Here is a 16,576-nt window from a genome sequence, read left to right on the forward strand (position 1 = left end):
AGCACGGAACGTAGGTTAGGGGAGCAATTGTCAGCGCATCTAGCTAGTCCAAATTGTTTTTATAGGTTTCAAGAACATAAAAAGTTGTTCCAAGAACTATTATTGCCCAAGCAAACAGGTACCAGGCCGGAGCTAACTGGTTATTAAAGAGTTCAATTAATGTGAACGCAATCAAAGGCATTGTTCCCCCAAAAAGGGCTTGGCCTATGTTATAACCAGTGGAAATACCACTGGCTCGAATACTGGTTGGAAACATCTCGGCTAACATGGTTGGGACGGTTGCATTGATAGGAGCCAGTATCAATGCTAACAGGAGTTCACAGTAGAGAACATGCCACCAGTCTTTACTGACCAGTAATAAAAAGAATGGAAAGACATACAGTAAGAGCGCCATTAACCCAACTAAATATACAGGTTTTCTACCAATAACATCAGACAAATAACCCATAATTGGAATAAATAGTGTAAGCGACAAAAGTGCTAATAAGTTAATTAGTAAAGCATCGTGTAACTGAAATCCCTGATATTTGACTAAAAATGTAGTGACATAAGCGATGAGTAAATAATTTGACATGGCCAATATGCTGGTAAGCATTACCGCTTTAAATAATTGCATTTTGTATTGGGAGAAAATAATTTTTATAGGCGCATCGTGTTTATGGTGATGCGATTTGCTTTGAAATGCAGGGGATTCACTGCTTTTCAGGCGTAAATAAATACCAAAAATTCCCAGGACTCCACCCAGCAAATAAGTATATCTCCATCCCGCCTGCAGTAGAGCATTCCCAGTAAAGTAAGCGCTGAATACCGAAGCAATGAGAGCACCTAAAAAAATACCGAAAAAAGCGCTGCTGAGAACCAGACTTCCTGCAAGTCCACGTTTGTGTGCAAACATATGCTCAATTAAATAGGTCGTCGAACCAGGAAGTTCGCCACCTACAGCCAGACCTTGGATAAGTCTTAAAATTGAAAAAATTATTGGGGCTGCAATACCAAGCGATTTATAGTCGGGAACCAAAGCAATTAAGGTCGTTGACAGGGTCATGATGGACATAGAGAGGATCAGTGCTTTTCGTCTACCAAAATGATCTGCATATTGCCCTATCAGGATGCCTCCAAAAGGGCGCATAATAAACCCTATAGCAAATAGGCTGAAGGTAGCAAGTAGAGAAACAAAATGAATTTCAGAAGGAAAAAAAATTTCGGCAAAAACCGGGGCAAAACTGGCGTAGAGAATGAAATCATACCACTCGAGGGTATTACCATACAAACCTGCAATAATACTGTATTGTTCTTTTTTATTCATAGTGTGTGTTCTTCTTTAGATGATTAGTTGCATTAAACCGCTTACTTATAATGTGCAGGATTGTAATTCCTCTTATTTTTGATGACATACAACGCAGCCATATCCCGAATTGAAGACGATGCTTTTATTTGCTGTCGCAGCTTTTTTATTAAAATTAACTGCATTGTTGCGGGCATTTAAAATACGCTGTTCCAACATTTCTTTATATGGCCACAGATTGTAGGTTTTAGACAATTTCGCGTTTTTGTAGATAATGATTCCAGTTTCTACATCTCCCGATTTAACCAGCATATCCCCCATGTTCATAAAAAAACCTTCGAAATTATGTGGGGCAATAATTGAATTCCAGCAGGCTCTTTGTTTTCCTGTATGTAGTTCTTTATTCATATAAGGATGATAATCCGGATTGTTTCTATTAATTTTTGTTCTAGAACATAAATCCAGCGTTTTCCATTGCCATTGTAATCCTTCTTTATAATGCTCTGAATCGGCAGGAAGACTACTCATAGGATAGCCTGCGGTAAAATAATTAAATTGTGGCCACGCTTGAATTGCTTTTTTTAAAGTAAAGTAGCCTCTTACTTCTTCTTGTTTATCCTGATATATCTGTCCTTCAATAAGCTGAGTATCTCCATAAAAACCCAGATAAATAGGGTTATGTGGATCAAGTTGAAGTGCATCAAGGAAATATTTTTTAGATAAAACAATCTCATTGGTAATTAATGGCGAGTGATCCTGAGTTCTAAAACGCTCAGTAATGTTCCATATATGAGTGAAGCCTAAATAGGCTGCTAATTGGGGGTCATCGGGATTTTCAAGATAAGCTGCGGTTAATAAATAATTAACTCTGGGAATGTTTTGATAACGCCCATGATGTAATGAAGTCCAGAAATAGTGCTTTGCCTGAACGGCCAGTTTGTTTTTGGAATCTTTAGCCTTCTTGGGGGGCGTAGCCATCAGAGCAATCTGTTCACAACCACTCAGGTTAACTAATAAAATACATAACGACACCAGTATAGGTAAACGCATCCTTGTGCTCCCTTAGCAGATAAATCAATTGAGTGATTTATACAATGGCTTCATTCAGTGTAAAACCGTTTAAAATTCCTGGTGTGAAAGGATTCACCTGGTTATTTGTTTTAAGCAAATAGCGGCCTGAATTACTGTTCACTTCAAAAAGTATTTGTAAACTCGAACTGTCTTGTTCATCAACCAGAACATTCACTTTTTCTAATAATTTAAATATTGCCCAAGAACCTTGTTCGGCAAGCTCGTAGTGATTTCCTTCGATAGAATTTAAAGCTAATTTGGCATTATTTTGTGGCCAGGTAAATTGTATAAACGATTCGCTGTTTTGAGTATCAGTTAACTTGGTAGTGCCGATTTCCAGGTTCAAACTGGCAACTACAGGATCCAGACTGATTTTCTGCAAACTGAATTCAATTTTACTTTCATCACTATGAGCAGGGAAAAACATATTAGTAATAATATTGGCGCGGATGATTTCATCAATTGCGTCACTGGAGATAGGCATTACAAAATCATTTACTGATTTAGTTTTCCATTCAGCACTGGATACATCCAGGAAGGGTTTAATATATTGCTCAGAAAATGTATTTAATACGCCATGTGTTGAAAAGAAACGATTAAAATCGCGTATTTGAATTTCTTCACTTTGCCTGGAATCAAATGGATAACGTTTGGCTATCGTATTTTGAAATTCTCGATAAACGGTTTGTTGCCATTGTTGATTAATGTATTGTCTGGTGTCTTTGATGAGTATAACCCAAGTGTCACCAGCCAGTTGTTTTGCCCAGGAGCTCAGCGGTTCAGGTAATTGACGAGATTGCATAAAGAGAGCGCTCACCGGATCTGTAGAGTATTCATTTATAAATCGTGATTTTGTCAATGAAAATGCTGTTTTACCCCCGTCGTTTACAACGGATAATGTCGCAATAAAATGTTCTAGCTCATTAATTCTTAAGCTGAGTTCTTTAATGCTGGTCGTGCTGGTTAAGTTCAAGTCAGTGAATTTATGGGCAACAAATTGATTGAAATTGGAGGTGCCGTCCTCCGACAAATCAGGTTTTGTGGCCTGTTGAACCAGAGTAATCAGTTTTCCTATCGCATCAGTTTGTTGTAAGGATTTTACAATCTTACGGCCTTGTTGATAATCATGATAATGCAATGGCTGAGATCTTTTTATAAACGTTTGCCACCAGGTCACATAATCAAAACAATAAGCCTGGATTAACAAATTATTGAGTTGAGCCAAGTCCTGACGGGCAAGAACCCAATTCTCGGCTTGAAGTTTGCTGCTAATGTTGGGAATGGCTTTTATCACTGTTGTAAAACCGGTTTTTGTAAAATAAACCGGTAACTCATTAGTTGATAAATTAAATCCTTCAATGGCAATTTTTTGCTTTGCTTCAGGGAATGATTCTTTCGCTATGGAATAATATAAATAGCTTGTAGGCAGCGCGTTTAAATAATTTCTTGCATCACTGATAATTTGAGGTTTGGTTTGTACACCACGCAGAGGTTTACTCAATGTATTCTTCAATAAGATTAACTGATTTTTGTTTGCGTTTGGCGATTGTTGCCATTGTTGTTTAAACCAGTTATAGACTTCATATTCAGAAAAATGCTCTGGCTGTCCAAGCATCAAATAAATCTTCAATGCCTTATACCGGGTAATAGGTGTATTGCTGGGGTTGGTGATGACTTGTTCCAGTTCATTCGTTAAAGAGGGAAGAAATTCACCTTCAAGTTTGAGCTTCGCATTATTATGCAGATTGACTTTTAATTGATGGACTGTAGGGAGCGATACCGAGTTTGCGGAAATACGTTCCATGCTGTCTGCTGCTTTGGTCAAGTGGTATAAAGCCTGAGGGCCATTGTGTCCTTGGCTGTTTAAAGTATCATAAGCCAATAATTCTTTACTGGTTTGATCTAATAAATGAGCCGTTTTGTAGTGATTGTAACTTAACGTCAATAAACTGATCACAGCGATACTTGAGGCTATGGCGATTATTGGTTTTTGTGAAACGGTTCTGATTTGAGGGGCTTGACTGCATTGTTCCTGGATGGATTTCAATGCTCCTTCAACAAAATAGGCTCTGAAGTTGGTTGCTTGCGGGAAGGTATCCTGAACAATCAATGCATATTCGTGCTGAATTTTTTTGTTTAATCGATCGATACTGACGCCGCCTTGTTCCGCGCTCGTAAAATAAAGTGAATGCAGATGGAACAGTTTAGGAGACACTCCCTGGATCAAGGCTTGAATTGGTGCACGTAAGCTGGATAACTGAAGCGGGAACTCACGAATTAAACTTCGTTTAATTGTTGAACGTACGGGGTGCATCTTGGCGATGACCTGGTGACTGATTTGTTCGATTAATTGGTTAAATTGTTGTGAGTACAGTTCAATTTTTTTGCGAGTCTGATTAATACAATCCAAAGAAAAGCCTAAGGGTTTTGATAATTCAGTGGCATGATCCATTTGATAAAATTCAGTGAATCCTGCCAATGTATCCATTTTAGTAAATATGAATGCCAACTCAACTTGATAGCCCAGGTTTGTGCCCAGCCGTTCCAATAACTGTAAATGGGATTTACGTTTTTCCGTAAAAGCAGTGGGTTCAGCAATTAATAAATCATTGACGTCAACGCATAAAATGAATCCTGTAATTTTAAGGTAGCGGTTGCATCGATTGAGCTGTTTTAAGGTATTTTGTAATAGTGTTTTGCTGTTTGTGAGCCAACTTTCACTCAGTTCAACGATAATACCCTGTTGGTTAAAGTATATTTTTGCATTCTGTTCGCTGAATACAGGCATTATTTCCATCGCACTTTGTTTTAAGAGTGCTGATTTTCCCTGTTCGTTGTTTCCTGTGATAACAATGAAGGAAAGTTGATTGCTTTGGGGTTTTAACTGAGCCAGTATTTTTTTTATAGCATCACATAATGCGCGTAAAGAATTATCCATTAGTCATCCAGCATTGCAAGTTGGGTGTGTCCAAACAACAGAGTCTTCGCTTTATTTTCCAATACGATGTGGCTGGTCAATAATGCAAGGGCTACAAAACTTACAGCGATAATAGTGGTTATCATCGAGGCTTTATAGCTTTTCTTAATGGTTTTGGGTATGGGATTTTCATTAAATAACCGATGCGGTTTATTGAACCGGTATTGTTGAATGATTTGATACAAATCTTCAATCGTGTTATCCAACATTTGTCGCCCATCAGCTCTTAAATGATATTCACCTTCAAATCCGACAATCAGGCAAAAATAAACCAATTCGATTAAATCAAGAAATTGATTCGGTCGATCTTTGATGTAATTCAGAATTTCAAAAAAACGCTGTTGTGGTTGAGCGCCATCGCTTGTTAAGGGGGTAAATGATTTAAATTCAGCCGCCTGATTATATATTCTTAAATAACTTTTACCCAGAATTTCATCAATTGTAGCGGATAATAAATAATGAGCGATGCTGATGAGATCCTGTGGGTACTTGGATGCGTCGAGTTTGCTGTGAAAGGCACGTAATTCATGCTCTATATTTTCTCTTATATTCTCTATTGGCGGAAGGCTAGGGCTTAAACAAAGCCGTTCGAGTAAGGATAAAAGTGGTCCTGCAGCTGCAACTAAGGAATTACTGGAAAACGGTGCGATAAAAAGCTTGGAGCGATAGTATCCCTGCGGAACAAGTGTGGGTCCCGAAATTGCAAGACGGCTGACAAGTGAGGCCGGATAATGCTCAGCTGTCATGAGTTTGCTCCAAAAGAGTTTTGGCAATGCATTGGAGTTCCTGTGATACTGCTCGTTAAATAACGAAGTCACGTAATAATGTCAGCAAAGCTTTGGGTACTCTGGATACCCTTCTTTTTGCAGGCATTAAGATCTTCTCAATTACTTGTGAAGACCTTTTTACAAGAAATTCATTGCTGCAATTGCAAAAGCTTCAGTTAAAAATAAGATGATACGTTATATACTGCTATTTGTTCAAGTTAGTCAAGCCCACTTTTCATGGCTGTCCCATTAAAAATAGGACGTCATTCCGAGCGTAGCGAGGAATCTCCTGCAAATTGGCACAATCTGAATTAATGCATTAATTATCATTACCTTTTAAACTCTTTTTTTACAAGGAATTTAATGATGTCATCAGAAGATGTACCTGGATTTTTATATCATTTCGACTGATATGATTTTAATGGCCGCATTGTAATGGGATCGTGCAACCTTGCAGGAGATTCCTCGCTACGCTCGGAATGACGTCCTATTTTTAATGGGACAGCCGTGGCCCACTTTTCAGATATTGCAGCAGTTGGGCTTAATCAATCAAATGAACAGAGCTTATTCATCACGAATTGGGCAAACAGGTGTTAAACTTTAAATTTCCATGGCGTTGACCGTGAAATCGAGCAGCGGTACATCGCTGTTTGCACGTCATGAAACAAGTCAATATCAACAGATCCTAATGTTTAAAATGGCGCGTACCAGTAAATACCATAGCAATACCGTGGTCTTCTGCGCATTTAATAATCTGAGCATCTCGGATGGAGCCTCCTGGCTGGATGATCGCGGCAATTCCTGCCTGTGCAGCAATCTCAATGGTATCTGCAAAAGGTATAAATGCATCTGAAGCCATAACACTGCCTTGAGTACTAAAGCCCATTTGTTGTGCTTGCCATACTCCGATTCGTGCACTCATTACCCGGCTTGTTTGTCCTCCACCAATGCCAATGGTCGCTCCGTCTTTGGCATACACTATGGCGTTGGATTTGACATGTTTTGCTGCCAGCCAGGCAAACAATAAATCGTTCATTTGTTGTTCTGTAGTTTTATTGGCAGTTACTGTTTTAAGTTCACACTGAACCATTGAGATTGAATCGTGTTCCTGAACAAGCAAACCTCCATCCACTTTTTTCATGTTCAATCTGAACTCATTGTCTACCCGCCAGTCGCCTGTTGCAAGAAGGCGAATATTTTCCTTGGTTGAGAGAATGTTCTTTGCGTCCTTACTCACCTCAGGAGCGATAATTACTTCGACAAATTGTTGATCCATAATGGCTTTGGCTGTTTCAGCATCGAGCACTCGATTAAAAGCGATTATGCCCCCATAAGCTGACAACGGGTCGCTTTGAAACGCTCTTAAATAGGCCTTTAAAGAAGAATCACCCAATGCAATACCGCAGGGGTTAGCATGCTTGACTATAACGCAAATCGGTTTATCCATTGGAAATGATTTGACGCAATCAAGTGCAGCATCTGCATCGAGAATATTATTATAAGACAATTGCTTACCCTGAATCAGAGTTGCAGCCCCTAATGATCCGGGTGTAACGTTTCTATCAGCATAAAATATTGCTTGTTGATGGGGATTCTCTCCATAACGAAGTTCACTTGCTTTTTTAAATTGGCAGGTAAGGGTGTCAGGAAATCCGCTTGGGGTACACTGTTCATCTAAAGTCGTTAAATAATTTGTAATTGCCGCATCGTAAGCTGCAGTGTGAGCAAATGCTTTTTTTGCTAGAGCGAATCCCCACTGTGCTGGAGCTTTTTTTGCCCTCAGGAACTGTATCAGCTCAGCGTAGTCATCGGGAGAAACAATTACATAGGTATGAGCATGATTTTTGGCTGCAGCTCGAACCATGGTTGGACCACCGATATCAATATGTTCAATCGCATTATTAAAATCGCAATCCGGCCGGCTTATGATTTGTTCAAAGGGGTATAAATTGACTATCAGCAAATCGATGGGCTTAATATTGAGTTGTTCCAGAACCTTTTTATCCTGTTCACCTCGGGCAAGCAAACCGGCATGAATAGCAGGGTGAAGGGTTTTTACCCGGCCATCCATTATTTCAGGAAACCCGGTACATTCACTTACTTCCGTAATCGGTATGCCTTGTTCTCGTACCACTGCAGCGGTATTTCCTGTCGCAATTATTTCGATTTTTTGCTGATGTAACACTTTGGCAAGTTCTGTGATTCCTTGTTTATCAGAAACACTGATCAATGCTCTTTTGGGCTGAAATGCTGTCAGAACCTGCTGTTTGGTCATTTTAAAGTACCCTTACTGAATCTGTATTACTTGCGCGCAAAAACTAATAAAGCCCATCCATCCAGATGATTCGTTTTGACGTGGATGAACGAACCTGTATATGATTCTATAAGTGAGTCGGCTTGTTCTGCCAAAATCCCTGATACCACCAACTCAGCTCCTTGGTTGAGCAGTTGATAAAATCGGTCTTTAAGAGACATTAGTGGCGCTAATAGAATGTTCGCGACAATCAAATCGACAGGATCTTGCAGCGCTTCAGGAAAACTGATAGAGAGCTGTTGTTCAGTAATGTGATTTGTCAATGCATTATTTTGCGTGGCTTGCAAAGCTTGATTGTCTATATCAACAGCAACCACATGTTGAGCCCCAAGCTTTACGGCGGCCAATGAAAGAATGCCAGAACCACATCCATAATCGATGAGTGATTTGTTGTGAAGATCTGCTTGCTCCAGCCAGGTTAAACAAAGAGCCGTGGTTGGATGAGTGCCCGTTCCAAATGCTAAACCGGGATCCAGCATTAGATTGACTGCATCAGGGGCGGGTGGTGTCATCCAGGTGGGGCAAATCCACAAGCGGCGACCAAATTGTTGCGGCTTAAAATCATCCATCCAGGCTCGTTCCCAGTCTTTGTCGGCCAGTACTTCAATACTGCACTCCAGGGGAGGGCGACTTAGGGACAGGGCGTGTTTTGCCTCTTGAGCATGCTCTGCCTGAGCATAGAGGGCTTGAATAATCACTTCAGGCCATAATGGAGTAGTACCTGGTTCAGGTTCTAGCACAGGATTGTCATTTTTATCAGTGAGCATAATGGATAACGCTCCCGTTTCTTCCAGTTCCTCACTGATTTGTTCGATTTCTTCACTTGGACAATGTTCTATTTTTAATTGATACCACACCATATTAATCCTTCAGCATTTTTTCTAAATAGTGGATATTAGTCCCACCATCTATAAATGATTTGTCATGCAGAATACGCTGATGTAATTCAATATTGGTTTTTATCCCGTCAATGATGATCTCATCAAGAGCATTTCTCATCCTGCCGATAGCCTCTGCTCGCGATTCACCATAACTGATAAGTTTGCCTATCATGGAATCATAATTAGGGGGTACGGTATAGCTGCTGTAGATGTGTGAGTCAAAACGTACTCCAGGGCCCCCAGGCTGATGCAACAATTTAATGGTTCCAGGAGATGGCATAAAGGTTTTAGGGTCTTCGGCATTTATTCTGCATTCGATAGCATGGCCTCGGAATTTGATGTCTTCTTGATTGAGGGTAAGCGGTATATCACTGGCGATTTTGATCTGTTCCTTGATTAAATCGATTCCGGTAATCATTTCAGTGACCGGATGCTCTACCTGAATACGTGTATTCATCTCAATGAAGTAAAAACAACCGTCCTGGTATAAGAATTCAAAAGTTCCTGCCCCACGGTATTGAAGATCTTTACAGGCTTTAATAACCGAGTCACCTACTTTTTTTCTTAATTCTGCTGTAATGCCAGGTGCTGGAGCCTCTTCAATAACCTTTTGGTGCCGTCTTTGCATGGAGCAATCGCGTTCACCCAAGTGAATGGCATGTCCTTTACCGTCTCCAAGTACCTGGAACTCTACGTGCCTTGGATTTTCAAGGAATTTTTCCATATAGACTATGGGATTGTTAAACGCGGCTTTAGCCTCACTTCGGGTGAGAGCTATGGCATTTAATAAATTAGACTCGCTGTGAACAACACGCATTCCGCGGCCACCGCCACCGCCTGCTGCTTTAATAATTACGGGATAACCAATGTTCCGACCTATTTCGAGATTGAGATTATCATCATCGCTCAAGGGGCCATCAGAACCCGGGACACAGGGAACGCCTGCCTTTTTCATGGCGGCAATAGCAGATACTTTATCGCCCATCAAGCGAATCGTATCGCCTCTTGGTCCAATAAATCGAAAACCACTTTGTTCTACTATATCGGCAAAATCAGCATTTTCAGATAAAAAACCATATCCCGGATGAATCGCTACCGCATCAGTAATTTCAGCAGCAGAGATTATGGCAGGGATGTTCAGATAACTTTTTTGTGCAGGAGCAGGGCCGATACAAACGGTTTCATCAGCAAGGCGGACATGCAACAAATCTTTATCAACGTCTGAATGTACCGCGACAGTTTGAATGCCAAGCTCTTTACAAGCACGTAATATACGAAGTGCAATTTCACCTCTATTCGCAATAACTATTTTACTGAGCATAGACACTTCTCACTATTCTATGATAAACAAGGCCTGATCGTATTCAACGGGTTCCCCGTTTTTCACTAATATTTCTACGATTTTACCTGCTCGATCTGCTTCAATTTCATTGAACATTTTCATGGCTTCTACGATACATAAAGTATCACCGACTTTGACGGATTGGCCCAAAGTTACAAAAGGGGGCGTTTCTGGTGATGGAGAGGTGTACATGGTTCCTACCATAGGTGAGCGAATCTTATGCCCTGATGAGACCGGTGCTGCTGGTTTGCTTTCATGATGATGTGCTGATGGGGCTGTTGGAGCTTGGGCAGGTGCATTCTGTTGCTGCACAGGAGGTGCAACATAGTGAACCTGTGGAGACTCCATGGTCACACTGCTGTGGCGACTGAGTCTTAATGATTCCTCACCCTCTTTAATTTCAATTTCCGAAATGCCTGTTTCTTCCAGCAATTCGATTAGTTTTCTGATTTTGCGTATATCCATTATTTAATCTCTCTACTGTAATTCTTGAATAATTGCTTTTAATGCTAATAAATAACCTTGCGCCCCAAGACCGCTGATAATACCTACTGCTATATCAGAAAAATAGGAATGATGACGAAAGGTTTCACGAGTGTAAATATTGCTGATGTGAACTTCTATAAACGGTATGGCAACCGCACTAAGCGCATCGCGTAATGCCACACTGGTATGGGAAAATGCTGCGGGATTTATAATTATATAGTTAATTTTGTCACTGCTTGCCTGATGAATTGCGTCAATCAACGCACCTTCGGAATTGCTTTGGTAGCAAGTTAACTGAATGCCTGAATTGTTTGCTTCATTGAGCAAATCAGCATTGATTTGACTTAATGAAGTCGCACCGTAAATCGATGGTTCTCGAGTACCTAAAAGGTTTAGGTTGGGGCCATGTAGAACAAGAATTTTTTTCATTAGACTTCAGTCTAGTCCGAGTTTGGCAGATTTTGCCCTATCTTGGAGAATTTGTCTATATATCTTCGAGGATATCGGCAAGATCTCCGCATGTTAGCTTCATTATTAAAAGTAGGGTAGTTACTGCAAATGAACCCTCCTGGTTATTGGATTTATATGAGTTAAGTATTTACGAGGTGTCCTGTTGCCTGGTTTATGTTATTGTTTTTTCATAGACTTATATTTGAGATAACTTTATGGTTAGGACTTATATAACAGACGTTACTCTTCGTGATGCCCATCAATGTTTGATTGCTACACGGATGCGTACTGAGGATATGTTGCCTGTTTGCCGCAAGATGGATCAGGTTGGTTATTGGGCTATGGAAGTATGGGGTGGGGCAACTTTTGATTCGTGTTTGCGCTTTTTAAAGGAAGATCCATGGGCGCGTTTGCGTTTACTTCGTAATGCTCTGCCCAATACACAATTATCCATGCTATTGCGAGGCCAAAATTTGTTGGGTTATCGGCATTATGCTGATGATGTGGTTAAGGCGTTTATCCAATCTGCAGCACATAACGGTGTTGATGTCTTTCGTATTTTTGATGCGCTTAATGATCCTCGAAATTTAAGGGTTGCAATTGATGAAGTTAAATTGCTGAAGAAGCATGCGCAGGGAACTATTTGTTATACCACCAGCCCTGTCCATACGCTCAAAAATTTTGTCGATCTGGGGCGATCACTTGCAGAAATGGGCTGTGACAGCATTGCCATAAAGGATATGGCGGGTTTGTTGACCCCATCCGCAACAGTAGAGCTATTTAATGCTTTATCGGAAACGACCCATTTGCCTGTGCATTTGCACAGTCATGCAACCTCTGGATTGGCTACGACCTGTCATTATGAAGCGGTAGTTGCAGGATGCCATCATATTGATACCGCCATTTCTTCCTTTTCCGGAGGAGCATCTCATCCTCCTACAGAAGCATTGGTTGCAGCATTTGCAGGCACTGAGTATGACACTGGACTTGATCTGAATCTTTTATTGGAAATTGATGATTATTTTAAGAAAGTTCGCAAAAAATATGCTCAGTTTGAAAGCGAAGCCAGAGACACCGATCCTCGCGTTCAACTCTATCAGGTTCCAGGTGGTATGATCTCCAATTTATACAGTCAGCTAAAAGAACAAAATGCGCTGGATAAAATTGATGCGGTTCATATGGAAATCCCTAAAGTACGTAAGGACTTGGGGTATCCCCCTTTGGTAACGCCAACTTCTCAGGTCGTTGGAACCCAGGCCGTCATTAATGTTCTCACTGGGGAACGCTATAAAACGATTACCAATGAGGTGAAATTGTATTGTCAGGGTAAATACGGCATGGCTCCTGGAAAAATTAGTCCAGCCTTACGCAAAAAAGCCATTGGGAATACTGATGTAATTGATGTACGGCCCGCTGACCTGCTGCCTGATGAAATAGTTCAATTACGCAAAGAAATTGCTGAACTGGCGTTGAGTGATGAAGACGTATTGATCTACGCCATGTTCCCAGAGATTGGTCGTCAATTTTTGGAACAACGTAAAAATAATGTTTTGGTTCCGGAGCCTTTATTACCTGAATCAGGTTCTAAAGACAAAAAAGCATTGTCAGAGTTTGATATCGCCTTTCATGGTGAAAGTTATCATGTAAAGGTTGCTGGGTTTGGAACAGCAGAACAGGGACAACAATCCTGCTTTTTATGGGTTGATGGAGTTCCTGAAGAAGTCGTTGTTCAACGTGCTGAGTTTGAGGACATCGCTACCCCATCGGCTAAAACCCGATTAGGTCCAAATGACATCACTGTAGCCATCCCTGGGACCATTGTTGCGGTACACGTCAGTGCAGGCGATTTGGTGAAACGTGGACAACCCGTATTGGTAATTGAAGCAATGAAAATGGAAACCGAGATTCAAGCTACTCGGGATGGCGAGATTTTGGAAGTATTGTGTCATAAGGGTGATAAAGTGACGCCCGAGCAGGTTCTTATAAAAATGAAATAAATCAGGATGATTTGTTATAACGCAAGCACTCTGTCTTTGAACAATGCGGCAGCATTTCATTTTATTCGTTCTTCAAAGCCTCGCCAAACTGTATACAAATCGTCTTCTATGCTTTAATTTTGAATTATTTTATCACCCCATAAATATTAATTTCCAAAATGTTAAAACTATGCTAGCTTTGAAGCGTTTGGAGAGATGTTTTTACATTTTGAAAAAAACTAAGTTGGCTTATTGCCTGTTGTAATTAAAATATTAGTGTTTTATTTCAATAAGTTAATTAAAACAGGCTTGTATTGGATGAGCCTAATAACTCATTCGGTATAAGTCAAGTTTGGATCATCCTTGATTTGGAAGTTTTAACGCAGCACAAGCTTCCAAAGTATCCTGTTTCAGCGGTACTTTGGCGATATAACTGAAAAATTATGGGGTTATATAACAACATGGGCGCTCCAGGAAGAGTTGTCACATGCGAATCAAGTTTAAGGAGTTAGAATCAATGCACCCAAATTATTATCTGTCACCTCTGGCTGTTGCCTTAGCTTTAGGTATTGCTTCACCAGTAAAAGCAGCAGAACCTATGCCTCTGCAAAAATCTTCTATTGCTGAGCTTAAGCAAAAATTTCAATTATCCACGCCTGGTGCTTTAAAAGGCTCTGCGGTTGCTACTGATAGTTTACAATTTATAAAACAACATACAGATAACAATAAAGTTACTCACGTTCGCATGCAACAACACTATGCTGGTTTCCCTGTTTTTGGTGGTTACGCCATTATGCACAGCACCCATTCAGCCAAGATGTTAGCCAATGCTAAAGCGGATGTTCAAATGAATGGCGTGGTTTATCAAGGTTTGCAGGCGGAACTCGGTCAGCCAAAAGATTCTTTTGTTAAAAACTCTAAAGCAGCATTACTCCAATTCAAGAATAAATACGCTAATAAGCGGGTAAGCGAAGAACAGGTTACCCCTATGGTTTATATTGACGACAAACATAATGCACACTGGGCTTATAAGGTGAGTGTGTTTGTAAGTCATGACGATAGAATTCCTGAGCGCCCAACAGCAATTCTTGATGCTGAAACCAACAAGCCTTTTGTTCAATGGGATGATGTGAAGACTGGAGTGTCTCCTGTGAGCGGAATTGGCTTTGGTGGTAATCGTAAAATTGGTGAGTACCAGTTTGGTAAAGATTTGCCTTTATTAGAAATAAGCCGTGATAACACTGTTGAAATGTGTTTTATGGAAAATACCAATGTTAAAGTAGTGGACATGGGTCATAAATACTACTCAGCCAACAAGCCAATGCAGTTCTCTTGTAAATCCAATCCATCCGACCAATCCAATGTTTATTATACCGGTTATTCAGCCGATGGGTATGATAGAGACAATGGAGCAGCTTCTCCAACAAATGATGCATTATATGCAGGATATGTAATCAAGCACATGTATCATGATTGGTATGGTATTGAAGCATTAACCAAATCAGATGGTTCTCCAATGCAATTGGTTATGCGGGTTCATTACGGTTATGGCTATGAAAATGCCTACTGGGATGGAAAACAAATGACCTTTGGTGATGGTGATACGATGATGTACCCATTGGTTTCACTTGGCGTCGGTGCGCATGAAATCAGCCATGGTTTTACTGAACAACATTCTGGATTGGAATATTTCGGTCAGTCAGGCGGTATGAACGAGGCCTTTTCTGATATGGCAGCTCAGGCAGCAGAATACTATTCTGTAGGTAAGAGCAGCTGGCAAATTGGCCCTGAAATCATGAAAGAAGACAGTGGTTATGATGCATTACGCTATATGGACAAACCAAGTCGTGATGGTCGGTCTATTGACGTTGCTGATGATTATTATGGTGGTCTGGACGTGCATTACTCCAGCGGTGTATTTAATCACTTGTTCTACATACTGGCCAATCAACCTGAATGGAATATTCGTAAAGCTTTTGACGTGATGGTAAAAGCAAATATGGATTATTGGACACCTTATTCAACATTCGATGAAGGTGGTTGTGGTATGTTAAGTGCAGCCAAAGACCTTGGTTACAATTTAGATGATATTAAAAAATCATTGAGTGAAGTGACAATCAACTATCAATCATGCTTTACTGAAGTTAATTAATTACTCCATTCTATAAAATTCAGCCAGAAGCGTTCCTACAGCTTCTGGCTTTTCCATATGTATATGATGTCCTCCATCCAGATGCTCAATTTTTAAATTTTTAACTGCCTTAATTCGTTTTTGCATCTGAGCTGAATCAAACGAAAATCCTTTGCTTGCCCAAATTAAACAGGTCTTTACCTTGATGTTTTTCAGGCAGGAAAGAATTTGTTGTTCCGTCATGCGTAGCGGCGAGGGATCCAATAATCGACGGTCATGTCGCCAATAATAAATTCCCTTATCTTCTTTTACCCCACGCTCACATAGAGATTTTGCTATATCTAATGACACGTAACCCTTTAGAGCACGTGCCAATGCGGCTCTATCAAATTCTGGATATCCCTTTATTTTTTTTGTTTCTTTTTGAGTAAGAGATTCCAGATATTTCGATAATTGTTTGCATGCAGATTCTTCAGGTGAAGAAAAAGGGCCTAATCCCTCAATCAAGCTTAATGATAAGAACCGATCAGGAGCCACACCGGCAACGAGACTTCCAAGGCATGCGCCCATTGAGTGACCTAATAAATGAACTTTATTCAGCTTTAGAGAGTCCAGGATCTGAATTATCGTGAAGATTCCATCAATAAAATGGTAATTGCTGCTTATGGGAAGGTGCGATGAATGCCCATGACCAGGAAGATCGACTGCAATAAAATAATAATCATGATGAAGGTATTGTGCCAACTTATCGAAGCTATTGGCATTATCCAACCAACCATGAAGTGCAATAACGGGTGGATTTTCAGGATTCCCCCAGACTTTACACGCTATAGTTAATCCTGGGATGCTGAGTTCAAGTGAGTTCATGTGCCATCTTCATTGTTTATTTTATTTAT

12 protein-coding genes are annotated in these 16,576 nt (G+C 40.4%); 2 read left to right on the forward strand and 10 right to left on the reverse strand.

The features are described from left to right. Window positions 1–43: 43 nt before the first annotated feature. The 9 genes from G543_RS0105575 to aroQ all read right to left on the reverse strand — a co-directional run bounded on the left by G543_RS0105575 (window position 44) and on the right by aroQ (window position 11,552). Window positions 44–1,306 (reverse strand): MFS transporter, encoded by a 1,263-nt coding sequence (locus G543_RS0105575; RefSeq protein WP_028383661.1) that lies wholly within the window; start codon window positions 1,304–1,306, stop codon window positions 44–46. A 72-nt stretch (window positions 1,307–1,378) separates the two neighbouring features. After that, complete coding sequence (locus tag G543_RS0105580; RefSeq protein ID WP_028383662.1) at window positions 1,379–2,335, reverse strand: hypothetical protein; 957 nt, start codon at window positions 2,333–2,335, stop codon at window positions 1,379–1,381. Between the two features lie 37 nt (window positions 2,336–2,372). Beyond that, window positions 2,373–5,294, reverse strand: coding sequence for a type IVB secretion system protein IcmF (gene icmF, locus G543_RS0105585; protein ID WP_028383663.1), 2,922 nt, complete (start codon window positions 5,292–5,294; stop codon window positions 2,373–2,375). Beyond that, complete coding sequence (icmH, locus tag G543_RS0105590) at window positions 5,294–6,079, reverse strand: type IVB secretion system protein IcmH/DotU (RefSeq protein ID WP_028383664.1); 786 nt, start codon at window positions 6,077–6,079, stop codon at window positions 5,294–5,296. The genes icmF and icmH overlap by 1 nt, the downstream gene beginning before the upstream one ends. 706 nt (window positions 6,080–6,785) lie before the next feature. Beyond that, window positions 6,786–8,375, reverse strand: a complete 1,590-nt coding sequence (gene purH / locus G543_RS0105595; protein ID WP_028383665.1) for a bifunctional phosphoribosylaminoimidazolecarboxamide formyltransferase/IMP cyclohydrolase — start codon at window positions 8,373–8,375, stop codon at window positions 6,786–6,788. Between the two features lie 26 nt (window positions 8,376–8,401). Beyond that, on the reverse strand, window positions 8,402–9,271 hold the full coding sequence (gene prmA, locus G543_RS0105600; protein ID WP_028383666.1) for a 50S ribosomal protein L11 methyltransferase: 870 nt from the start codon (window positions 9,269–9,271) through the stop codon (window positions 8,402–8,404). A 4-nt stretch (window positions 9,272–9,275) separates the two neighbouring features. Continuing rightward, the gene (gene accC, locus G543_RS0105605; protein ID WP_028383667.1) at window positions 9,276–10,616 is read right to left on the reverse strand and encodes an acetyl-CoA carboxylase biotin carboxylase subunit; all 1,341 of its coding nucleotides are present in this window, start codon (window positions 10,614–10,616) and stop codon (window positions 9,276–9,278) included. Between the two features lie 12 nt (window positions 10,617–10,628). Then, window positions 10,629–11,102: an acetyl-CoA carboxylase biotin carboxyl carrier protein gene (gene accB / locus G543_RS0105610; RefSeq protein WP_028383668.1), complete on the reverse strand. Its 474-nt coding sequence runs from the start codon at window positions 11,100–11,102 to the stop codon at window positions 10,629–10,631. 12 nt (window positions 11,103–11,114) lie between these two features. After that, the gene (gene aroQ / locus G543_RS0105615; protein WP_028383669.1) at window positions 11,115–11,552 is read right to left on the reverse strand and encodes a type II 3-dehydroquinate dehydratase; all 438 of its coding nucleotides are present in this window, start codon (window positions 11,550–11,552) and stop codon (window positions 11,115–11,117) included. A gap of 236 nt (window positions 11,553–11,788) precedes the next feature. Between aroQ and oadA the strand changes: the two genes are divergently transcribed. Together oadA and proA are read left to right on the forward strand one after the other, a co-directional pair. Beyond that, the gene (oadA, locus tag G543_RS0105620) at window positions 11,789–13,570 is read left to right on the forward strand and encodes a sodium-extruding oxaloacetate decarboxylase subunit alpha (RefSeq protein ID WP_028383670.1); all 1,782 of its coding nucleotides are present in this window, start codon (window positions 11,789–11,791) and stop codon (window positions 13,568–13,570) included. Between the two features lie 496 nt (window positions 13,571–14,066). Next, complete coding sequence (gene proA, locus G543_RS0105625) at window positions 14,067–15,701, forward strand: zinc metalloprotease ProA (protein WP_028383671.1); 1,635 nt, start codon at window positions 14,067–14,069, stop codon at window positions 15,699–15,701. On the opposite strand, the gene G543_RS0105630 is transcribed toward proA, so the two are convergent. After that, entirely contained in the window at window positions 15,702–16,547 is an 846-nt protein-coding gene (locus G543_RS0105630) for an alpha/beta fold hydrolase (protein ID WP_028383672.1), read from the reverse strand. It lies immediately after the preceding gene. Window positions 16,548–16,576: the final 29 nt, after the last annotated feature.

Source organism: Legionella moravica DSM 19234, from assembly GCF_000423305.1.
GTDB classification, from domain to species: Bacteria; Pseudomonadota; Gammaproteobacteria; order Legionellales; family Legionellaceae; genus Legionella; species Legionella moravica.